This is a genomic window from Microbacterium sp. P26, assembly GCF_023712585.1.
GTDB lineage: Bacteria > Actinomycetota > Actinomycetes > Actinomycetales > Microbacteriaceae > Microbacterium > Microbacterium algihabitans_A.
This window is the reverse complement of record NZ_JAMAXZ010000002.1, coordinates 507,433-526,955: the sequence shown is the minus strand read 5'-3', so window position 1 is coordinate 526,955 and position 19,523 is coordinate 507,433. Positions and strand designations below refer to the sequence as shown.

Annotated in this window: 34 protein-coding genes; 1 reads left to right on the top strand and 33 read right to left on the bottom strand. The window is 66.6% G+C overall.

Annotation, left to right across the window (positions count from 1 at the left end; all coding sequences use genetic code 11):
• The first annotated feature begins 142 nt into the window (after positions 1-142).
• The gene (locus M3667_RS06110) at positions 143-715 is read left to right on the top strand and encodes a hypothetical protein (protein ID WP_251506341.1); all 573 of its coding nucleotides are present in this window, start codon (positions 143-145) and stop codon (positions 713-715) included.
• 70 nt (positions 716-785) lie between these two features.
• Here M3667_RS06110 and M3667_RS06105 read toward each other — a convergent pair whose 3' ends face one another.
• From M3667_RS06105 to M3667_RS05945, 33 genes are all read right to left on the bottom strand, one after another.
• A complete protein-coding gene (locus tag M3667_RS06105) occupies positions 786-1,481 on the bottom strand; it encodes an endonuclease/exonuclease/phosphatase family protein (protein ID WP_251506338.1) in 696 nt (231 codons plus the stop codon).
• 91 nt (positions 1,482-1,572) lie between these two features.
• The gene (truA, locus tag M3667_RS06100; RefSeq protein WP_251506313.1) at positions 1,573-2,430 is read right to left on the bottom strand and encodes a tRNA pseudouridine(38-40) synthase TruA; all 858 of its coding nucleotides are present in this window, start codon (positions 2,428-2,430) and stop codon (positions 1,573-1,575) included.
• Positions 2,431-2,516: 86 nt separating this feature from the next.
• Complete coding sequence (gene rplQ / locus M3667_RS06095) at positions 2,517-3,071, bottom strand: 50S ribosomal protein L17 (protein ID WP_251506291.1); 555 nt, start codon at positions 3,069-3,071, stop codon at positions 2,517-2,519.
• A 41-nt stretch (positions 3,072-3,112) separates the two neighbouring features.
• Positions 3,113-4,102, bottom strand: coding sequence for a DNA-directed RNA polymerase subunit alpha (locus M3667_RS06090; RefSeq protein ID WP_058230893.1), 990 nt, complete (start codon positions 4,100-4,102; stop codon positions 3,113-3,115).
• Between the two features lie 178 nt (positions 4,103-4,280).
• Positions 4,281-4,679, bottom strand: coding sequence for a 30S ribosomal protein S11 (gene rpsK, locus M3667_RS06085; protein WP_013583990.1), 399 nt, complete (start codon positions 4,677-4,679; stop codon positions 4,281-4,283).
• 36 nt (positions 4,680-4,715) lie between these two features.
• Positions 4,716-5,090, bottom strand: a complete 375-nt coding sequence (gene rpsM, locus M3667_RS06080; protein WP_056226287.1) for a 30S ribosomal protein S13 — start codon at positions 5,088-5,090, stop codon at positions 4,716-4,718.
• A 142-nt stretch (positions 5,091-5,232) separates the two neighbouring features.
• Positions 5,233-5,349: a 50S ribosomal protein L36 gene (rpmJ, locus tag M3667_RS06075; protein ID WP_005050492.1), complete on the bottom strand. Its 117-nt coding sequence runs from the start codon at positions 5,347-5,349 to the stop codon at positions 5,233-5,235.
• Between the two features lie 60 nt (positions 5,350-5,409).
• On the bottom strand, positions 5,410-5,631 hold the full coding sequence (gene infA, locus M3667_RS06070) for a translation initiation factor IF-1 (RefSeq protein WP_013583992.1): 222 nt from the start codon (positions 5,629-5,631) through the stop codon (positions 5,410-5,412).
• A 141-nt stretch (positions 5,632-5,772) separates the two neighbouring features.
• Entirely contained in the window at positions 5,773-6,477 is a 705-nt protein-coding gene (locus tag M3667_RS06065) for a thioredoxin domain-containing protein (protein ID WP_251506289.1), read from the bottom strand.
• The gene (gene map / locus M3667_RS06060; protein ID WP_251506282.1) at positions 6,477-7,316 is read right to left on the bottom strand and encodes a type I methionyl aminopeptidase; all 840 of its coding nucleotides are present in this window, start codon (positions 7,314-7,316) and stop codon (positions 6,477-6,479) included. The genes M3667_RS06065 and map overlap by 1 nt, the downstream gene beginning before the upstream one ends.
• 1 nt (position 7,317) lies before the next feature.
• Positions 7,318-7,914: an adenylate kinase gene (locus tag M3667_RS06055; RefSeq protein ID WP_251506279.1), complete on the bottom strand. Its 597-nt coding sequence runs from the start codon at positions 7,912-7,914 to the stop codon at positions 7,318-7,320.
• Positions 7,911-9,233: a preprotein translocase subunit SecY gene (secY, locus tag M3667_RS06050; protein WP_076673717.1), complete on the bottom strand. Its 1,323-nt coding sequence runs from the start codon at positions 9,231-9,233 to the stop codon at positions 7,911-7,913. The genes M3667_RS06055 and secY overlap by 4 nt, the downstream gene beginning before the upstream one ends.
• A gap of 109 nt (positions 9,234-9,342) precedes the next feature.
• Positions 9,343-9,876 carry a 50S ribosomal protein L15 gene (gene rplO / locus M3667_RS06045; protein WP_144829702.1) on the bottom strand — a complete coding sequence of 178 codons (534 nt, stop codon included), beginning with the start codon at positions 9,874-9,876 and terminating at the stop codon, positions 9,343-9,345.
• On the bottom strand, positions 9,876-10,061 hold the full coding sequence (gene rpmD / locus M3667_RS06040; RefSeq protein WP_013583998.1) for a 50S ribosomal protein L30: 186 nt from the start codon (positions 10,059-10,061) through the stop codon (positions 9,876-9,878). The genes rplO and rpmD overlap by 1 nt, the downstream gene beginning before the upstream one ends.
• Positions 10,061-10,744 (bottom strand): 30S ribosomal protein S5, encoded by a 684-nt coding sequence (rpsE, locus tag M3667_RS06035; protein ID WP_144829707.1) that lies wholly within the window; start codon positions 10,742-10,744, stop codon positions 10,061-10,063. Before rpsE ends, rpmD begins: the two co-directional genes overlap by 1 nt.
• The gene (rplR, locus tag M3667_RS06030; RefSeq protein ID WP_056226271.1) at positions 10,741-11,100 is read right to left on the bottom strand and encodes a 50S ribosomal protein L18; all 360 of its coding nucleotides are present in this window, start codon (positions 11,098-11,100) and stop codon (positions 10,741-10,743) included. The genes rpsE and rplR overlap by 4 nt, the downstream gene beginning before the upstream one ends.
• A gap of 2 nt (positions 11,101-11,102) precedes the next feature.
• The gene (gene rplF / locus M3667_RS06025) at positions 11,103-11,639 is read right to left on the bottom strand and encodes a 50S ribosomal protein L6 (protein WP_144829709.1); all 537 of its coding nucleotides are present in this window, start codon (positions 11,637-11,639) and stop codon (positions 11,103-11,105) included.
• A gap of 6 nt (positions 11,640-11,645) precedes the next feature.
• Positions 11,646-12,044, bottom strand: coding sequence for a 30S ribosomal protein S8 (gene rpsH, locus M3667_RS06020; protein WP_094736305.1), 399 nt, complete (start codon positions 12,042-12,044; stop codon positions 11,646-11,648).
• A 92-nt stretch (positions 12,045-12,136) separates the two neighbouring features.
• On the bottom strand, positions 12,137-12,727 hold the full coding sequence (gene rplE, locus M3667_RS06015; protein WP_144829713.1) for a 50S ribosomal protein L5: 591 nt from the start codon (positions 12,725-12,727) through the stop codon (positions 12,137-12,139).
• 2 nt (positions 12,728-12,729) lie between these two features.
• Entirely contained in the window at positions 12,730-13,089 is a 360-nt protein-coding gene (rplX, locus tag M3667_RS06010; RefSeq protein ID WP_094736303.1) for a 50S ribosomal protein L24, read from the bottom strand.
• Between the two features lie 2 nt (positions 13,090-13,091).
• Positions 13,092-13,460: a 50S ribosomal protein L14 gene (gene rplN / locus M3667_RS06005; RefSeq protein WP_013584005.1), complete on the bottom strand. Its 369-nt coding sequence runs from the start codon at positions 13,458-13,460 to the stop codon at positions 13,092-13,094.
• Positions 13,461-13,495: 35 nt separating this feature from the next.
• Complete coding sequence (rpsQ, locus tag M3667_RS06000; RefSeq protein ID WP_144829716.1) at positions 13,496-13,822, bottom strand: 30S ribosomal protein S17; 327 nt, start codon at positions 13,820-13,822, stop codon at positions 13,496-13,498.
• Entirely contained in the window at positions 13,822-14,133 is a 312-nt protein-coding gene (gene rpmC, locus M3667_RS16780; RefSeq protein WP_144829719.1) for a 50S ribosomal protein L29, read from the bottom strand. Before rpmC ends, rpsQ begins: the two co-directional genes overlap by 1 nt.
• On the bottom strand, positions 14,133-14,552 hold the full coding sequence (rplP, locus tag M3667_RS05990) for a 50S ribosomal protein L16 (protein ID WP_013584008.1): 420 nt from the start codon (positions 14,550-14,552) through the stop codon (positions 14,133-14,135). The genes rpmC and rplP overlap by 1 nt, the downstream gene beginning before the upstream one ends.
• The gene (gene rpsC, locus M3667_RS05985) at positions 14,552-15,310 is read right to left on the bottom strand and encodes a 30S ribosomal protein S3 (RefSeq protein ID WP_058230882.1); all 759 of its coding nucleotides are present in this window, start codon (positions 15,308-15,310) and stop codon (positions 14,552-14,554) included. Before rpsC ends, rplP begins: the two co-directional genes overlap by 1 nt.
• Positions 15,310-15,708, bottom strand: coding sequence for a 50S ribosomal protein L22 (gene rplV / locus M3667_RS05980; RefSeq protein WP_013584010.1), 399 nt, complete (start codon positions 15,706-15,708; stop codon positions 15,310-15,312). Before rplV ends, rpsC begins: the two co-directional genes overlap by 1 nt.
• 22 nt (positions 15,709-15,730) lie before the next feature.
• On the bottom strand, positions 15,731-16,012 hold the full coding sequence (gene rpsS / locus M3667_RS05975) for a 30S ribosomal protein S19 (RefSeq protein WP_013584011.1): 282 nt from the start codon (positions 16,010-16,012) through the stop codon (positions 15,731-15,733).
• Positions 16,013-16,024: 12 nt separating this feature from the next.
• Positions 16,025-16,864 carry a 50S ribosomal protein L2 gene (rplB, locus tag M3667_RS05970; protein WP_013584012.1) on the bottom strand — a complete coding sequence of 280 codons (840 nt, stop codon included), beginning with the start codon at positions 16,862-16,864 and terminating at the stop codon, positions 16,025-16,027.
• Between the two features lie 24 nt (positions 16,865-16,888).
• The gene (gene rplW, locus M3667_RS05965; RefSeq protein ID WP_144829723.1) at positions 16,889-17,188 is read right to left on the bottom strand and encodes a 50S ribosomal protein L23; all 300 of its coding nucleotides are present in this window, start codon (positions 17,186-17,188) and stop codon (positions 16,889-16,891) included.
• Positions 17,185-17,847, bottom strand: coding sequence for a 50S ribosomal protein L4 (gene rplD, locus M3667_RS05960; protein ID WP_251506274.1), 663 nt, complete (start codon positions 17,845-17,847; stop codon positions 17,185-17,187). Before rplD ends, rplW begins: the two co-directional genes overlap by 4 nt.
• A gap of 2 nt (positions 17,848-17,849) precedes the next feature.
• Positions 17,850-18,509 (bottom strand): 50S ribosomal protein L3, encoded by a 660-nt coding sequence (gene rplC / locus M3667_RS05955; RefSeq protein ID WP_251506271.1) that lies wholly within the window; start codon positions 18,507-18,509, stop codon positions 17,850-17,852.
• A gap of 8 nt (positions 18,510-18,517) precedes the next feature.
• Positions 18,518-18,826, bottom strand: a complete 309-nt coding sequence (gene rpsJ, locus M3667_RS05950; RefSeq protein ID WP_013584016.1) for a 30S ribosomal protein S10 — start codon at positions 18,824-18,826, stop codon at positions 18,518-18,520.
• A gap of 439 nt (positions 18,827-19,265) precedes the next feature.
• On the bottom strand, positions 19,266-19,481 hold the full coding sequence (locus M3667_RS05945; RefSeq protein ID WP_251506267.1) for a hypothetical protein: 216 nt from the start codon (positions 19,479-19,481) through the stop codon (positions 19,266-19,268).
• Positions 19,482-19,523: the final 42 nt, after the last annotated feature.

Here is a 19,523-nt window from a genome sequence, read left to right as displayed (position 1 = left end):
TGTCGCGTGAAAGCGAGCCCTTTCCGCCGGGTCGCGCACGGCCCGACCGACAGACTCGGGCAAAGGAGCCGCCATGTCATGCGGTCGCGGAAGACGCCGCGTCCCCCTCCGACACGGCATCCGGCTCGACCACGCTAAGCAGATGGGGCACACCATGAAGACCACGATCATCCGGGCCGTCGCCGCGCTCTCGCTCGCCGCGGCCGCGCTGATGGCCCCCACGGCCGCCAACGCGTACACCGACGCCGGCGCCATCGTCGCCAACCCGGCCACGCTGCCGGCCGGCAACGTCACCACCTTCACCACTCCCGGAACCCCCTTCGTCGGCGACGAAGACGTTCTCATCTCGGTCACCGGCATCAACGCCAGTGGCATCACCCTCGCCTCGGCCAAGGTCGAGACCAACACCTCGCTGCGCGGCAAGTCGTCGAACGGCTCGCTCCGCGTCCCGGTCAAGATGCCTGCGAACGGCAAGGGCTCGTACGACTTCACCTTCACCGGCGCGTCGAGCGGACACGTCCTGCACGCCACGGTCACGCTGACCACGGCGGACTCGGGTTCGGCATCGAACCCCTCGAAGGGCGGACTCGCCGTCACCGGTGTCGACGGCGGCGCCGCGACCGGCCTGTGGATCGGTGGAGGCGCACTCGTCCTCGCCGGTGGCGCCGTCGCGATCGGCGCCAGCGTGCGACGCCGTCGCCGCGTCGAGGCCTGAGAACCGACACACGTACAGGAGGGGCCGTCGTATCGACGGCCCCTCCTTTCGCGTTCGCTCTGATCGCGGGTCAGCCGGCGACGGGGGCGCGATGCCCCTGCGTCACCTCGGCCGTGATGAGGATCGGGAGATGGTCGCTCAGCCCCTGCGGGAGGGTCTTGATGTGGGCGATGTCGAAGCCGATCGACGTCGCGAAGTCATAGTGACCGCGGAACACGCGATACCTCGTGTAGGTGCGCGCATCGCTCAGCGTGAGTTCGTATCCCTGGTCGCGGACCTTCTGGCCCAGATTCTCCTTGAAGACCGGGTAGTTGTAGTCGCCGACCATCAAGGCGGGCAGCCCTGGACCGAGGTTCTGCAATTCGCTCAGAGCGGTGCGGATCTGGTGCCGCCGCAGGGAGTTGAGCGCGGTCAGGGGCGCGGCGTGGAACGAGGCGACGATCACGTCGCGGCCCGTGTCGATGTCGCTGAGGCGCACCCCCAGCATCCGCTCTTCGGCCGGCTTGAGCACGCGGTCGTGAAGGGACTTCTTCAGCGCGATCGCGCGCACCTCCTCCGCACGGAAGGTGTTCTCGCGGTAGTACAGGGCGAGCCCGAGGCGATTGCGCTGCGTCGCCTCCGCCAGCCGCAGACCACCGATGTGAGCGGGGATGTCGTTGGCGTCGCACTCCTGCAGACAGAGCACGTCGACCTCGTGGGCCTCGACGAGGTCGACGAGCTCACCGGCAGCGCGGTGCTTGTTGAGGTTGTACGAGATGACCTTCATGGCGAACACAGCCTACGACCGTCGGCTCGGGGCGAGCCGAGGGGTTGCACACACTGGCAACGGGCGATTCCGGATGCCGTCGACTCGGAGATCAGGAGTCGGCGACGTCTGCGTCGCGGCGCGCACGGGTCTGTTCCGCGCGGGAGGCGAGCAGCTCGTCCGCGGGGTAACCGACCTCGGCGAGGACGAGACCCCGCGCGGCCAGCACCTTCGTCTCGGGGATGCGCATGCGCGCGTCCCGGATCGCGACCACGTCATCCACCGCGATGCGACCCTCCCCCACGGCGACGCACGCACCCACCAGGGCGCGCACCATGCTGTGACAGAAGGCGTCCGCGCGGACGTTCGCGACCAGCACCCCGTCGTCGCCTCGTCGCCAGTCGTACTCGAGCAGGGTACGGATGGTGGTCGCCTCTTCGCGGGCTTTGCAGTACGCGGCGAAATCGTGGAGCCCGATGAGACGAGAGGCGGCGGCATCCATCGCCTCGAGATCCAGCGCGCTGCGCACCGTCGTCGTGCGAAGGCGATCGAGCGGGTCGTACCCGGTGGCCGCGTCGGCCAGTCGATAGCTGTACCGCCGCCACACTGCCGAGAAGCGCGCGTCGAACCCTTCCGGAGCCGTGGAGGTGCGTCGAACCGTCACGTCGGGATAGGCGCCCAGCACGCCACGCACGCGGCCGGCCAACGCCGCGACCGCGTCGCCTTCGTCATGGTCACGACGTCGTCGCGGAAGGCGGGCCTCCTGCTCATCGTCGAGGTCGAGATGCGCCACCTGGCCCGACGCGTGCACACCGGCATCGGTGCGGCCTGCGACGATGAGACGCGGCGCCCCTCCGACGATGCGCGACAGGGCGTCTTCGAGCACTCCTTGCACGGTTCGCAGACTCGGCTGTCGCGCCCACCCGCGGAAGTGCGTGCCGTCGTAGGAGATGTCGAGGCGAATTCGCACTCCCCCAGCCTACGAGCGTCGGAGAGGGCGCGAGAACGACGAAGCCCCCACCCTGACGGGTGGGGGCTTCGTGCGAGCGGGAGGGCTCAGGCCTTGGCGTCGTCCGTGACGGCGTCGTCGGCGGCGGCCTCGGCGGCCGCGCCCTCCTCGGGCGACTCGGCGCCGGCCTCGGCGTTCGAGGTCTCCTCAGCGGCGGTCTCGTCGGCGGCGGGCTCCTCGGTGGCAGCCGGAGCGGCCGCGGCGGCGGGGGCCGCAGCAGCCTTGTTCGAGGCCTTCTTCGCGACGGGCTCGAGAACGAGCTCGATCACGGCCATGGGGGCGTTGTCGCCCTTGCGGTTGCCGACCTTGGTGATACGGGTGTAGCCGCCCTCACGGTCGGCCACCAGCGGCGCGATCTCGGTGAAGAGGGTGTGCACGACCTCTTTGTCACCGATGACGCCCAGCACGCGACGACGCGCGTGCAGGTCGCCACGCTTGGCGAAGGTGATGAGGCGCTCAGCGAGCGGACGGAGGCGCTTGGCCTTCGTCTCGGTCGTCTTGATCGACTTGTGCGTGTAGAGGGCTGCCGCGAGGTTCGCGAGAAGCAGACGCTCGTGGGCCGGGCCGCCTCCGAGGCGGGGACCCTTCGTGGGCTTGGGCATGTCGTGTTACTCCTGGAAAAGGTTCGGTCGGGTCTGACGCGTCAGACGGTTTCTTCGTCGTAGCCGCTGTAGAACTGAGCGCCGTCGAAGCCGGGCACCGAGTCCTTGAGCGACAGGCCGAGGGAGGTGAGCTTGTCGCGCACCTCGTCGACCGACTTCTGACCGAAGTTGCGGATGTTCATCAGCTGCGTCTCCGAAAGGGCGACCAGCTCCGAAACGGTGTTGATGCCCTCGCGCTTGAGGCAGTTGTACGAGCGGACCGAGAGGTCCAGGTCTTCGATCGGCATCGACAACTCGTTCGAGAGGACGGTCTCGACCGGCGCGGGGCCGATCTCGATGCCCTCAGCCTCGACGTTCAGCTCGCGGGCGAGACCGAACAGCTCGGTGAGGGTGCGGCCGGCGGATGCCACGGCGTCGCGCGGGGCGATCGAGGCCTTCGACTCGACGTCGAGGACGAGCTTGTCGAAGTCGGTGCGCTCACCGGCACGGGTGGCGTCGACGCGGTAGCTGACCTTGAGCACGGGCGAGTAGATCGAGTCGATCGGGATCTGACCGGCCTCGGCGTACTCGTTGCGGTTCTGGGTCGCCGAGACGTAGCCGCGGCCACGCTCGATCGTCAGCTCGAGCTCGAACTTGGCGGTGTCGTTAAGCGTCGCGATGACCAACTCGGGGTTGTGCACCTCGACACCCGCGGGAGCGGAGATGTCGGCGGCGGTGACCTCACCGGCGCCGGTCTTGCGCAGGTACGCCGTGATGGGCTCGTCGCGCTCGCTCGAGACGACCAGCTGCTTGATGTTCAGGATGATCTCGGTGACGTCTTCCTTCACGCCCGGGATGGTGCTGAACTCGTGCAGGACGCCGTCGATGCGGATGCTCGTGACGGCCGCGCCGGGGATCGACGACAGGAGGCTGCGACGCAGCGCGTTGCCGATCGTGTAACCGAAGCCGGGCTCCAGCGGCTCGATGACGAAACGGCTGCGGAACTCCCCGATCTTCTCCTCGGTCAGAGTGGGACGCTGTGCGATGAGCACTATGTGTTCCTTTCGATCACGTGCCCGCTATATGACACGTGTAATGGGGTGAGGTGTTGAGTTGTACTCGCGGGATGCCGCGTGGCCTCGACGGCCGCGCGAGGCATCCGGAAGTCTGAACCGCGCGAGAGCGCGGCGTTCCCGGGGAGTGACGAGCACTCCCCGGGAACGAAACGCATCAGACGCGGCGACGCTTGGGCGGACGGCAGCCGTTGTGGGCCTGCGGCGTCACGTCCTGGATCGAGCCGACCTCGAGGCCGGCTGCGGTGAGCGAGCGGATCGCGGTCTCACGACCCGAACCCGGACCCTTCACGAAGACGTCGACCTTCTTGACGCCGTGCTCCTGCGCCTGGCGAGCGGCCGACTCCGCGGCCATGCCGGCGGCGTACGGCGTCGACTTGCGCGAGCCCTTGAACCCGACACCGCCGGACGAAGCCCAGCTGATGACGGCACCCGAGGGGTCGGTGATCGAAACGATGGTGTTGTTGAACGTCGACTTGATGTGGGCCTGACCCACGGCGATGTTCTTCTTTTCCTTGCGGCGCGGCTTGCGCGCGGCGGACTTGGCCTGTGCCATGTGCGTTCTCCTGAATCCTGACGCTCAGCCCGCGGCTTAGCGCGCCTTCTTCTTGCCGGCGACGGTGCGCTTGGGACCCTTGCGGGTACGCGCGTTCGTCTTCGTGCGCTGACCGCGCACCGGGAGGCCGCGGCGGTGGCGCAGGCCCTCGTAGGAACCGATCTCGACCTTGCGGCGGATGTCGGCGGCGACCTCGCGACGGAGGTCACCCTCCACCTTGTAGGTGCCTTCGATGTGGTCGCGCAGAGCGACCAGCTGGTCGTCGGTGAGGTCCTTGACGCGAATGTCCTGGCTGATGTCAGTGGCGTTCAGGATCTCGACGGAGCGGGTGCGACCCACGCCGTAGATGTAAGTAAGTGCGATCACCACGCGCTTGTCGCGCGGGATGTCGACGCCGGCGAGACGTGCCATGCGGCTCTCCTCAGAGTGTCGTGGAGGTGTGGAGCAGGATCGGTGCTCGGGCCTCCGACCCGAGGTGTCCCCCGTCCGCGTCAGCGGACGGGATCTGATCCTGCCGATGTGTATTCAGTTGGAAAGGTGTGGAGCTGGAAGCTCAGCCCTGGCGCTGCTTGTGGCGCGGGTTGCTCTTGCAGATCACCATCACGCGCCCGTGACGACGGATCACCTTGCAGTGGTCGCAGATGGGCTTGACGGAGGGGTTGACCTTCATGATGTTCCTGTTTCGCTGTCTTCGAGGCCGCGGGAGCGGCTCGTTACTTCTCGGCCGGACTCAGCGGTAGCGGTAGACGATACGACCGCGGGTGAGGTCGTAAGGGCTCAGTTCGACGACGACGCGGTCCTCGGGGATGATGCGGATGTAGTTCTGTCGCATCTTGCCCGAGATGGTCGCGAGCACTTTGTGCCCGTTCGTCAGCTCGACACGGAACATCGCGTTGGGCAGTGCTTCGGACACCGTGCCCTCGATCTCGATGACACCGTCTTTCTTCGCCATATACTCGCTCACGCTCAGTTGCAGACCGGCCGGTCTGCGGTGGATGGGGATTCGGTGCTTCGACACGCCAATGAAGGCGCAACGCACCAAAGATCAAGCATACGTGGTATCGCTTGACCCGGCAACTCGCCGGGAGTGTCGTCAGCCGTTGAGACGGGCGACGATGTCCTTCTGCGGGTCGCCGGTCAGATCGTTCTGGTTCGACAGCACGGTTCCGTCGACGGCGATCGTCGGGGTTGCAATGCCGCTCTGCCCCGGCTGGACCGGAGTCTTCTGCGTCATCGCGGTCACGAACTTCTCGTAGGTCCCGTCGGTGATGCACGAAGTCACGGCATCCGATGCACCCGCCGAGGTCGCGATCGAGGCCAGGGTCGCGTCGTCGAGCCCTGCGGTGTTCTCCGACGGCTGCTGCGCGTAGAGGGCCTTCACGAACGCCGGAACGTTAGCCGGGTCATCGACCGCCACGCAGTACGCGGCCGATGCCGCCCGGGTCGAGTACTGGGTTCCCTGCGATGCCCGGTCGAGGATCGAGATCGGGTGGATGTTCAAGATGATCTGGTCATCCGCTACGAGCTGGTCGAGCGTGGGGCCGTAGCTCTGCTCGAACTGGTTGCAGATGGGGCACATGAAGTCGATGTAGGTGTCCACCGTTTTCGGGCCGGTGCCCACCGCGATCGCACCGGTCTCGGTGTTGACGGCCGACGACTGGGGCAGCGTTCCCGGCGAGCCCGCCTGGCTGTTGGCGAACCACACCACCCCGCCGACGATCAGGACCACCACGACCGCGGCGGCCGTGACTCCGATCGCGAACCAGTTGGTGGACTTCCGCACAGCGGCCATCATCATCAGTCGATCTCCTTCGGCACCACGCCGAACGGCGCGAGTTTCTCGGCTCCGCCATCGTGCGCGGTCAGCACCCAGATGCCTCCATCATGCACGGCGACACTATGTTCCCAGTGGGAGCCGGCCGTGCCGTCGATGGTCGTGACGGTCCACCCGTCGCCTTCGACCTGGGTCGCCTGATCGCCGATGACCACCATCGGCTCGATCGCCACGGCGAGACCGGGGCGCACTTCGGGACCCAGATCGTCGACCGCGTAGTTGAACACGCTCGGCGCCTCGTGCATCTTGCGGCCGATGCCGTGCCCGACGTAGTCGCGCAGGATGCCGTATCCGCCGGCGGGGGCGTTGTCGTCGATGTAGTGCTGGATGGCGGCTCCCACCTCGGCGAGGTGCGAGGCACGGCTGAGTGCCGCGATACCCGCCCAGAGCGACCCCTCGGTGACCTCCGAGAGGCGGCGACGCGGTGCCACCATCTCTTCGGACGCTTCACCCGGCACGATCACGGTGAACGCCGAGTCACCGTTCCATCCGCGGAACTCCGCGCCGGCATCGATCGAGAGGATGTCGCCCGCCTGCAGGGGGCGCTCGTTGGGGATCCCGTGCACCACCTGCTCGTTCACCGACGCGCAGATCGTGTGCCGGTAGCCGCGCACCATCTGGAAGTTCGACTTCGCACCGCGGCTGCCGAGCACCCGCGCGGCCTCGGCGTCGAGCTGGAGCGTCGTCACGCCCGGCTCGATCATTCCGCGGACGGCGGCCAGCATGTCTGCGGTGATGAGCCCCGGCTCGATCATCGACCGTAGCTGAGCGGGCTTCTTGTAGATGGAGGAGCGCAACACCACGTCAGGCAGCCGACGTGGCGACGATGCCGCGCGCCTCGAGCGCCGCGAAGATGCGCGCGGTGACCTCGTCGAGGCTGCCGACGCCGTCGATCTCGTCGACGATGCCGCGCGTGCCGTACACGTCGAGGATCGGCGCCGTCTCACGCTCGTAGATCCCGAGGCGGGTCGCGATGGCCTCTTCGGTGTCGTCCGCACGGCCCTGCTCCGTGGCACGGGCGGTGAGACGCGACAGCGACTCCTCGCGCGGCACGACGAGGGCGATGACGGCGTCGAGCGCCTCGTCGCGACCCTCGAGGAACTCGTCGAGATGCATCACCTGAGCGAGGTTGCGGGGGTACCCGTCGAGGAGGAAGCCTTCGGCGGCGTCCTCCTGCGAGAGGCGGTCGCGCACGACCGCACTTGTCAGCTCATCAGGAACGAGATCGCCCGCGTCGATGATCGACTTCACCTGGAGGCCGAGCTCGGTGCCGTCTTTCACGTTGGCACGGAAGACATCGCCCGTGGAGACGACCGGGATGCCGAGGGCCTCCCCGACGCGGACGCCCTGGGTTCCCTTGCCCGAGCCCTGCGGGCCCACGATCAGAAGACGCGCGGTCATCGCAGCAGCCCTTCGTAGTGACGCTGCTGGAGTTGCGCGTCGATCTGCTTCACCGTCTCGAGACCGACACCCACGATGATGAGGATCGACGCTCCGCCGAACGGGAAGTTCTGGTTGGCACCCACGGTCGCCAGCGCGACCAGAGGCAGGAGGGCGATCAGGCCGAGGTAGATCGAGCCGGGCAGCGTGATGCGGGTGAGCACGTAGTCGAGGTACTCGGCCGTCGGGCGACCCGCGCGGATGCCGGGGATGAACCCGCCGTACTTCTTCATGTTGTCGGCGACGTCGACCGGGTTGAAGGTGATCGCGACGTAGAAGTAGGCGAAACCGATGATCAGGAGGAAGTAGATCAGCATGTACAGCGGGTGGTCGCCGCGCGTGAGGTACTGCGAGATCCACGTGACCCAGGGAGCGGGCTCCTGGCCGGCCTGCGGCTGGTTGAACTGCGCGATCAGGGCGGGGATGTACAGCAGCGACGAGGCGAAGATGACGGGCACGACACCGGCCATGTTGACCTTGATCGGGATGTAGGTGTTCGTGCCGCCGTACGTACGGCGTCCGACCATGCGCTTGGCGTACTGCACGGGAATGCGACGCTGCGACTGCTCGACGAACACCACCAAGGCGACGATGACGATGCTGACCGCCAGCACGAGGAGGAAGACCTCGACGCCACGGGCGTTGAGGATCGAGATCATCGCGCCGGGGAACGTGGCGGCGATGGAGGTGAAGATGAGGATCGACATGCCGTTGCCGACACCGCGCTCGGTGACCAGCTCGGCGAACCACATGACCAGGCCGGTACCGGCGGTCATCGTGATGATCATGAGCAGCTGCGCCCACCAGATGTCGTTGGTGAGCAGCTGCTGGCACTCGGGCACTCCGGCCGAACCGAAGAGCTGACCCGACCGCGCCACGGTGACGAGAGTCGTCGACTGCAGGAGCGCGAGAGCGATGGTCAGGTACCGGGTGTACTGGGTGAGCTTGGCCTGACCGGCCTGGCCCTCTTTGTACAGCGTCTCGAAGTGGGGGATGACCACGCGCAGCAGCTGCACGATGATGGTCGCCGTGATGTACGGCATCACTCCCAGCGCGAAGATCGACAGCTGCAGGAGCGCGCCGCCCGAGAACAGGTTGACCAGGGAGAGAAGGCCCTCGGTCCCACCCGACTGATTCAGACACTGCTGAACGTTGGGGAAGTCGACGAAGGGCGTCGGCACGTGGGCACCCAGCCGGTAGATGGCGATGATGCCCAGCGTGAAGGCGATCTTCCGCCTCAGGTCGGGCGTGCGGAAAACCCGCGCGATGGCGCTGAACAAGGGAGAATCCTCCAGAACGATCTCGGCGCGCGACGGGGCGCACACCAAATCAGACTAACCCAGAAGGGGCCGACGGCCGGAAGGCCGCCGGCCCCTTCGGGGTCGGGCGTCAGTTGACGGAGCCGCCTGCGGCGACGATCTTCTGCTCAGCGGAGCCGGAGACCTTGTCGACCGAAACGGTCAGCGCGACCGAGATGTCGCCGGTGCCGAGCACCTTGACCTTCTCGTTCTTGCGGACGGCGCCCTTGGCCACGAGGTCGGCGACGGTCACGTCGCCACCCTGCGGGTAGAGCTCGGCGAGCTTCTCCAGGTTCACGACCTGGTACTCGACGCGGAACGGGTTCTTGAAGCCGCGGAGCTTCGGGGTGCGCATGTGCAGCGGCATCTGCCCACCCTCGAAGCCGACCCGGACCTGGTAACGGGCCTTGGTTCCCTTGGTACCGCGACCAGCCGTCTTACCCTTCGAGCCCTCACCGCGACCCACGCGGGTCTTGGCGGTGTGAGCACCCGGGACGGGACGCAGGTGGTGGACCTTCAGCACGCCGGGGCGCGCCGCGGGGGCTTCCTTCTTGGCGGCCGTCTTACGGGCCGTTGCCTTCTTCGGGGCGTCGACCGTGGCGGTCTCGTCCTTCTTGGCAGCCATTAGTCGATCTCCTCAACCTTGACGAGGTGGGCGACGGTCTTGACGTAACCGCGCGTCTGCGCGTCGTCGGGACGGACGACCGAGTCGCCGATCCGCTTGAGACCGAGTGAACGCAGCGTGTCACGCTGGTTCTGCTTCTCGCTCACCTTGGACTTGATCTGCGTGACCTTCAGACGCTCGGCCATCAGGCACCTACCTTCTGGGCGGCGGCCTCGGCGCGCACGAGGCGGGCCGGGGCGACCTGGTCGAACTCCAGGCCACGGCGAGCGGCCACGGCACGGGGCTCCTCGAGCGACTTCAGAGCCGCGACGGTCGCGTGCACGATGTTGATCGTGTTCGACGAACCGAGCGACTTCGAGAGGACATCGTGGATGCCTGCGCACTCGAGGACGGCACGGACGGGACCACCGGCGATAACACCGGTACCGGCAGCGGCGGGGCGCAGGAGCACCACACCGGCAGCGGCCTCACCCTGGACGGGGTGGGGAATGGTCGAGCCCGAGCGGGGGACGCGGAAGAAGTTGCGCTTGGCCTCTTCGACACCCTTCGAGATGGCGAGGGGGACTTCGCGGGCCTTGCCGTAACCGACACCCACGACGCCGTTGCCATCGCCCACGACGACGAGCGCCGTGAAGCTGAAGCGACGGCCACCCTTGACCACCTTGGACACGCGGTTGATCGTCACGACGCGCTCGAGGAACTGGCTCTCGTTGCGGTCGCGCGAACCACGGTCGCGCTGGTTGGTGTTGCGCTCGCGACCACCGCGACGCGGCTCACGCTCACGCTCGGCGGGGGCCTGAGCCGCAGCCGCACCCTCAGCCGGTGCAGTCTGCTCGGTGGTCACTTCGGTCTCCTTGTTGTCACTCACAGGTTCAGCCCTCCTTCGCGAGCTCCGTCGGCGATCGCGGCGACGCGGCCGGCGTAGCGGTTGCCGCCACGGTCGAACACGACGTCGGACACACCGGCAGCCTTCGCACGCTCGGCGACGAGCTCGCCGACCTTGCGGGCCTTGGCGGTCTTGTCACCGTCGAAACCGCGCAGGTCGGTCTCGAGGGTGGAAGCGGAGGCCACGGTGTGGCCCTTGCTGTCGTCCACGACCTGGACGAACACGTGGCGGGCGGAACGCGTCACCACGAGGCGGGGGCGCAGCTCGGTGCCGACGATCTTCTTGCGAAGACGCAGGTGGCGACGCGAGCGGGCTACGGACTTTGTCTTGACAGCCATGGCTACTTACCACTCTTTCCGGCCTTGCGGCGCACGACCTCGCCCGCGTACCGCACACCCTTGCCCTTGTACGGCTCGGGCTTGCGGATCTTGCGGATGTTGGCGGCGGCCTCGCCGACGGCCTGCTTGTCGATGCCGCTCACGGTGACCTTGTTGTTGCCTTCGACCGTGAGGGTGATGCCGGCGGGCGGCTCGATGAGGACGGGGTGCGAGAAGCCGAGGGCGAACTCGATCGAGCTGCCCTTCTGCGCCACGCGGTAACCCGTACCGACGACCTCGAGGCCCTTGGAGTAGCCCTGGGTGACACCGATGATGTTGTTGTTGATGAGAGTGCGGGTCAGGCCGTGGAGCGACCGCGACTCGCGCTCGTCGTCGGGGCGGGTGACGAGAACCTGGTTCTCTTCGACCGCGACCTCGAGGGGCTGCGCAACGGTGAGCGCGAGCTCGCCCTTGGGGCCCTTGACGTTGACCTCCCGACCGTTCACCGAGACGGTGACTCCGGCGGGGATGTCGATGGGAAGACGTCCAATACGCGACATGTCAGATCACCACACGTAGGCGAGGACTTCCCCGCCGACGCCCTTCTGCTCGGCCTGACGGTCCGTGAGGAGACCGGAGGAGGTGGACAGGATGGCGACGCCGAGGCCACCGAGGACCGTGGGGACCTCGGTCGACTTCGCATACACGCGAAGGCCGGGCTTCGACACGCGCTTGATGCCGGCGATGGACCGCTCGCGGTTCGGGCCGTACTTCAGCGTCATGTTGAGGGTCTGGCCGACGCGGGCGTCTTCGACGTTCCAGTCGGCGATGTAACCCTCCTGCTTGAGGATGGCTGCGATGTTGGTCTTGAGCTTCGAGCTCGGCATCGACACGGAGTCGTGGTGCGCCGAGTTCGCGTTGCGCAGACGGGTCAGCATGTCTGCGACCGGGTCTGTCATCGTCATGTCTTGCTTCTTTCTTTCATGAGGTTTCGGCTGCCGTTACACGACAGCCGACCTTCGATGACGGGCCCCCGGAAACCCGGGGGCCCGAAGGGTCAGGCCTGCGCGTCGGCCGACTGGAAGGGGAAGCCGAGCTGGCGGAGCAGCGAGCGACCCTCGTCGTCGGTCTTGGCGGTGGTGACGATCGTGATGTCGAAACCACGCACGCGGTCGATGCGGTCCTGATCGATCTCGTGGAACACGGACTGCTCCTGGAGACCGAAGGTGTAGTTGCCGTTGCCGTCGAACTGCTTGGCCGACAGACCGCGGAAGTCGCGGATGCGGGGCAGTGCGAGGTTCACCAGACGGTCGACGAACTCCCACGCGCGGTCGCCACGAAGGGTGACGTGCGCGCCGATGGCCTGGCCCTCGCGCAGCTTGAACTGCGCGATGGACTTACGGGCCTTGGTGACGACGGGCTTCTGACCGGTGATCTTGGTGAGGTCGTCGACCGCACCATCGATCACCTTGCTGTCACGAGCGGCCTCGCCGACACCGGTGTTCACGACGACCTTGACCAGGCCGGGGATCTGCATGACGTTCTCGTAGCCGAACTCGTCCTGCAGCGCCTTCTTGATCTCGGCGTTGTACTTCTGCTTCAGGCGGGGCTGGATCTTGCCAGCCTCCGCGGCAGTCACGGTGCTCATGTTCAGAGGTCCTTGCCTGACTTCTTCGCGAAGCGCACGCGGACGGTGCGCTTGACGCCGTCCTTCACCTGCTCCTCGACACGGTGACCGACACGGGTCGGCTTCTTGGTCGAGGGGTCGACGAGCGCCACGTTGGAGATGTGGATCGGGGCCTCGAAGGTCTCGATGCCACCGGTCTTCGTGCCGCGCTGGGACTGGCCCACGCGGTTGTGCTTGGTGACGTAGTTCACGCCTTCGACGATGACGCGGTTCTGCTCGGTCAAGACCTCGAGGACCTTGCCCTGCTTGCCGCGGTCGCCGCCACGCTCGGGCTTGGCACCCGAGATGACCTGAACCAGGTCGCCCTTTTTGATTTTCGCCATGATCAGATGACCTCCGGGGCGAGCGAGACGATCTTCATGAACTTCTTGTCACGAAGCTCACGACCGACCGGTCCGAAGATACGGGTGCCGCGGGGCTCCCCGTCGTTCTTCAGGATCACGGCGGCGTTCTCGTCGAACTTGATGTACGAGCCGTCGGGACGGCGGGTCTGCTTGACGACACGGACGACGACGGCCTTGACCACGTCGCCCTTCTTGACGTTTCCACCCGGGATCGCGTCCTTGACCGTGGCGACGATGACGTCGCCCAGGCCGGCGTAACGGCGGTTGGAGCCGCCGAGCACGCGGATGGTGAGCAGCTCCTTGGCGCCGGTGTTGTCGGCGACCTTCAGCCGGGATTCGTTCTGAATCACTGTTTACTCCTTGGATTCCAAGTAAGCCGCGAGGCTTACTTGGCCTTCTCGAGGATCTCGACCAGGCGCCAGCGCTTGGTGGCGCTCAGCGGACGGGTCTCGTTGATGACGACGAGGTCGCCGATGCCCGCCGAGTTGGACTCGTCGTGCGCCTTGACCTTCGAGGTGCGACGGATGACCTTGCCGTAGAGCGGGTGCTTCACGCGGTCCTCGACCTCGACGACGATCGTCTTGTCCATCTTGTCGCTGACCACGTATCCACGACGCGCCTTGCGGTAACCGCGGGCGTTCTCGTCACGGACGTCGTTCTCGGCGTGCTCGTGGCCGGCGACCTGCGCCTCGGCCTTCTTCGCGGTAGCCATTACTCCGCCTCTTCCTTCGTGGCGTCGTCAGCGGCATCCGCCTTCTTCGCCTTGCTCTTCTTCGCCTTCGTCGCCTCGACCGGGGCCGGGGTGGCGCGGATACCGAGCTCGCGCTCACGGATCACGGTGTACAGACGCGCGATGTCGCGCTTGACTGCACGGATGCGACCGTGGCTCTCGAGCTGGCCGGTGGCCGACTGGAAGCGCAGGTTGAACAGCTCTTCCTTGGCCTTGCGCAGCTCCTCGACGAGGCGCTGGTCTTCGAACGTGTCGAGCTCGCTCGGAGCGAGCTGCTTGGTGCCGATCGCCATTACGCGTCGCCCTCCTCGCGCTTGATGATGCGTGCCTTCAGGGGCAGCTTGTGAATGGCACGGGTCAGTGCTTCGCGAGCGAGTTCCTCGTTCACACCCGCGACCTCGAAGAGGACGCGGCCCGGCTTGACGTTCGCGACCCACCACTCGGGGGAACCCTTACCGGAACCCATGCGGGTTTCGGCGGGCTTCTTGGTGAGGGGACGGTCGGGGTAGATGTTGATCCACACCTTTCCACCACGCTTGATGTGACGCGTCATGGCGATACGAGCGGACTCGATCTGACGGTTGGTCACGTAAGCGGGGGTCAGCGCCTGGATGCCGAACTCACCGAACGACACCGTGGTGCCACCGGTGGCCTGGCCCGAGCGACCGGGGTGGTGCTGCTTGCGGTACTTGACCTTGCGGGGGATGAGCATTACGCCGACGCTCCTTCTGCCACGGGGGCCTCGTTGCGCGGGCCACGACGGCGGTCGCCACCGCGGTCGTCACGACCGCGCGACTTCGGTGCGTTGGCCTGCTCGCGGGCGAGCTCCTTGTTGGTGAGGTCGCCCTTGTAGATCCAGACCTTCACGCCGATGCGGCCGAAGGTCGTCTTGGCCTCGTAGAAGCCGTAGTCGATGTTCGCGCGGAGGGTGTGCAGGGGCACACGGCCTTCGCGGTAGAACTCCGAGCGGCTCATCTCGGCGCCGCCGAGACGGCCGGACACCTGGATGCGGACACCCTTGGCGCCGGCGCGCTGCGCGCCCTGCAGACCCTTGCGCATCGCGCGACGGAACGCCACGCGAGCAGACAGCTGCTCGGCGACACCCTGCGCGACCAGCTGAGCGTCGGCCTCGGGGTTCTTGACCTCGAGGATGTTCAGCTGGATCTGCTTGCCGGTGAGCTTCTCGAGGTCGGCGCGGATGCGCTCGGCCTCGGCGCCGCGGCGACCGATCACGATGCCCGGACGGGCGGTGTGGATGTCGACGCGAACGCGGTCACGCGTGCGCTCGATCTCGATGTTGCTGACACCGGCGCGGTCGAGCGAGGTGGTCAGCAGGCGACGGATCTTGATGTCCTCGGCGAGGTAGTCGGCGTAACGCTGACCGGGCTTCGTCGAGTCCGAGAACCACCGCGACACGTGGTCGGTGGTGATGCCGAGGCGGAAGCCGTACGGGTTGACCTTCTGTCCCATTACTTGCTCGCCTTCTTGTTGGCGCGAGCCGGGGCCGCCTCAGCGGTCTCGGGCGTCGCGAGCACGACCGTGATGTGGCTCGTGCGCTTCTTGATCTGGAAGGCGCGACCCTGAGCGCGGGGCTGGAAACGCTTGAGCGTCGTGCCCTCGTCGACGTACGCGTTCTTCACGTACAGGTCGGCGTCATCCAGGTATTCGTTCGTCTTGTCGGCGGTGACGCGAGCGTTCGCGATCGCCGAGGCGACGAGCTTGTAGATCGGCTCGCTCGCGCCCTGCGGCGCGAACTTCAGGATCGCGAGGGCCTCTTCGGCCTGCTTGCCCTTGATGAGCGCGACGACGCGACGAGCCTTCTGAGGGGTCACGCGGATGTGTCGCACACGTGCGATGGACTCCACCATTTCTCTCTCCTCCTCGGTCGCCTTAACGGCGACGGCCCTTCTTGTCGTCCTTCACGTGGCCGCGGAAGGTGCGGGTGGGCGAGAACTCGCCCAGCTTGTGGCCGACCATGGTCTCGGTCACGAACACGGGGATGTGCTTGCGACCGTCGTGCACGGCGATGGTGTGTCCCAGCATGGCGGGGATGATCATCGAACGGCGCGACCAGGTCTTGATGACGTTCTTCGAACCGGCTTCGTTCTGCGAGACGACCTTGCGAAGCAGGTGCTCGTCGACGAAGGGGCCCTTCTTAAGGCTGCGAGGCATCTTCCTCTACTCCTACTTGCGCTTCTTGCCGGCGGTGCGACGGCGGACGATGAGCTTGTCGCTCTCCTTGTTCGCGTGGCGGGTGCGGCCCTCGGCCTTACCCCACGGCGAAACAGGGTGACGACCACCGGAGGTCTTACCCTCACCACCACCGTGCGGGTGGTCGACCGGGTTCATGGCGACACCACGCACGGTCGGGCGAACGCCCTTCCAGCGCATGCGGCCGGCCTTGCCCCAGTTGATGTTCGACTGCTCGGCGTTGCCGACCTCGCCGATCGTGGCGCGGCAGCGCACGTCGACGTTGCGGATCTCGCCGGAGGGCAGACGCAGCTGCGCGTAGGGGCCGTCCTTCGCGACCAGACGCACCGAGGCGCCGGCCGAACGGGCCATCTTCGCGCCGCCACCGGGGCGGAGCTCGATCGCGTGGATCACGGTACCGGTGGGGATGTTGCGCAGGGGCAGGTTGTTGCCCGGCTTGATGTCAGCGCCGGCACCCGACTCGACGACGTCGCCCTGCGACAGCTTCGCGGGAGCGAGGATGTAGCGCTTCTCGCCGTCCGCGTAGTGCAGCAGCGCGATGCGCGCGGTGCGGTTGGGGTCGTACTCGATGTGAGCGACCTTCGCGTCGATGCCGTCCTTGTCGTTACGACGGAAGTCGATCAGACGGTACTGACGCTTGTGTCCACCACCGATGTGACGCGTGGTGATGCGGCCCTGGTTGTTGCGGCCACCGGTCTTCGACAGCGGGCGCAGCAGCGACTTCTCGGGCGTCGATCGGGTGATCTCGGCGAAGTCGGCCACCGACGAGCCGCGGCGACCGGGGGTCGTGGGCTTGTACTTGCGAATAGCCATTGTTGTTGTCCTCTATCCCGACCGTCAGCCGACAGACGTGAAGATGTCGATGGTGCCCGACTTGAGCGACACGATGGCGCGCTTGGTGTCCTTGCGCTTGCCGATGCCGAAGCGGGTGCGACGGGCCTTGCCCACGCGGTTGATCGTGTTGACCGAAGCCACCTTGACGCCGAAGATCTTCTCGATCGCGAGCTTGATCTCGGTCTTCGACGAACGGGGGTCCACCAGGAAGGTGTACTTGCCCTCGTCGATGAGCGAGTAGCTCTTCTCGGAGACGACCGGCTTCAGGATGATGTCGCGCGGGTCCTTGTTGACGGCGGTCATGCCGAGACCTCCTCGGTGGCCGCAGCCTTCGACGCGACGAACGCGTCGTAGGCGGCCTTGGTGAAGACGATGTCGTCGGAGACGAGCACGTCGTAGGTGTTCAGCTGGCCGACGGTCAGCACGTGGACGTACGCGAGGTTGCGCACGCTCTTGATCGTGAGCTCGTCGTCGCGGTCGATGACCACGAGGACGTTCTTGACGGCACCGAAGGCCTTCAGCGCGGCGGCAGCAGTCTTGGTCGAGGGCGCGCCCTCGATGGCGAAGCTGTCGACGATGTGCAGACGCTGGCCACGAGCACGGTCGCTGAGCGCACCCAGGAGGGCGGCGGCGATCATCTTCTTGGGGGTGCGCTGGCTGTAGTCGCGGGGCTTGGGGCCGTGGACGATGCCACCACCGGTCATGTGCGGCGCGCGGATCGAGCCCTGACGGGCGTTACCGGTGCCCTTCTGCTTGAAGGGCTTGCGGCCGGCACCGGAGACCTCGCCACGACGCTTGGTCGAGTGCGTGCCCTGGCGAGCCGCGGCGCGCTGCGCCACGACGACCTGGTGGATGAGGGGGATGTTCGTCTTGACGTCGAAGAGAGCGGCGGGCAGCTCGACGGAGCCTGCCTTCTTGCCGTCTGCCTTCACGACGTCGAGCGCGAGAGTCGAGTCAGCCATGTTCAGGCACCCTTCACTGCGTTGCGGACGTAGACGATGCGGCCACGAGCACCGGGGACGGCGCCCTTGACGAGCATCAGACCCTTCTCGGCGTCGACGGCGTGCACCGTGAGGTTGAGGACGGTCACGCGCTCGCCACCCATACGGCCGGCCATGCGCATGCCCTTGAAGACGCGGCTCGGGGTCGACGATGCGCCGATCGAGCCGGGCTTGCGGTGGTTGCGGTGCGAACCGTGCGAAGCGGAGACGCCCTTGAAGTTGTGACGCTTCATGACACCCGCGGTGCCCTTGCCCTTGCTGGTGCCGACGACGTCGACCAGCTGGCCGGCCTCGAAGAGGCCGTCGACGGTGAGCTCCTGGCCCAGCGCGTATTCGGCGGCATCCGCCGTGCGCACCTCGGTGAGGTGGCGGCGCGGGGTGACGCCCGCGGCGTCGAAGTGAGCCGTGAGGGGCTTGTTCACCTTGCGGGGGTCGATCTGGCCGTAGCCGATCTGAACGGCGTTGTAGCCGTCCTTCTCGAGCGAGCGGAGCTGGGTCACGACGTTCGGGGCGACCTCGATGACGGTGACGGGAACGAGCTTGCCGTTCTCGTCCCACACCTGGGTCATGCCGAGCTTGGTGCCGAGGAGGCCCTTGGAGATCTTGGAGTTGATGTCAGCCATGTCGAACCTCAGAGCTTGATCTCGATGTTGACATCGGCAGGAAGGTCGAGGCGCATCAGCGAGTCGACGGCCTTGGGCGTCGGGTCGATGATGTCGATGAGGCGCTTGTGGGTGCGCATCTCGAAGTGCTCGCGGCTGTCCTTGTACTTGTGGGGCGACCGGATGACGCACACGACGTTCTTCTCGGTCGGCAGGGGAACCGGGCCCACCACGGTGGCACCGGCACGGGTCACGGTGTCGACGATCTTGCGCGCCGACGAGTCGAGCCCGGCGTGATCGTACGACTTCAGGCGAATGCGGATCTTCTGTCCCGCCATTGTCTGCTCTCTCTCTTTCTCGCGTCTTACCCGACCTGGGGCATTGGACGCACGGTGGCGCTCTCGCGCCCTGGCACTTCCCCTCGCTTGCGCGAGAGATGCTGCACCGCTGTTCAGCTGTCAAACCGGATGCCATGGCTTCCGGCCCACCCCTCGTGCGCACGCGCACGAATCCCGGGAAGGATGAGGGGTTCGGTGTCTGTTCTGCTGCCCGCGGCCCAGGACCCTGCGCTTCCGCGCCGCCTGTGCACTGCCGAGACAGTGATCCTGGCGCGCGCCGAGCGCGCACCGGAATGTGGAACTGAACTAGTCTACGGACCGCCCGCGCGTGTCGCAAACCCGGGCGTGTCGCGTGCGGCGTATCCTCAGCAATTCTTCCCCGAACGCGACGACGCCGCCCCCGATTCCCCGGGGACGGCGCCGATCGTAGGACGTGACGTCAGGCGTTGCCGATGTTCTTGTCGACGTTCTCGCGGACCTCGTCGACCTTGGCGTGCTGCTCGGCCGGAACGACCTTCTTGATGGCCTCGGTTGCACCGTCGAGGATCTTGTCGCTCACCTCTTCGGCCTTCTCGCTCTTGAGCGCCTCTTCGATTTTGTCGCGGTTCTCGTCGAGCAGCTTCTTGCCCTTGGCGATGATGTCGTCCACACCCATGGTGATCCCCCTCGCTGACGGGGCCGACGGTGGTGTCGGCCG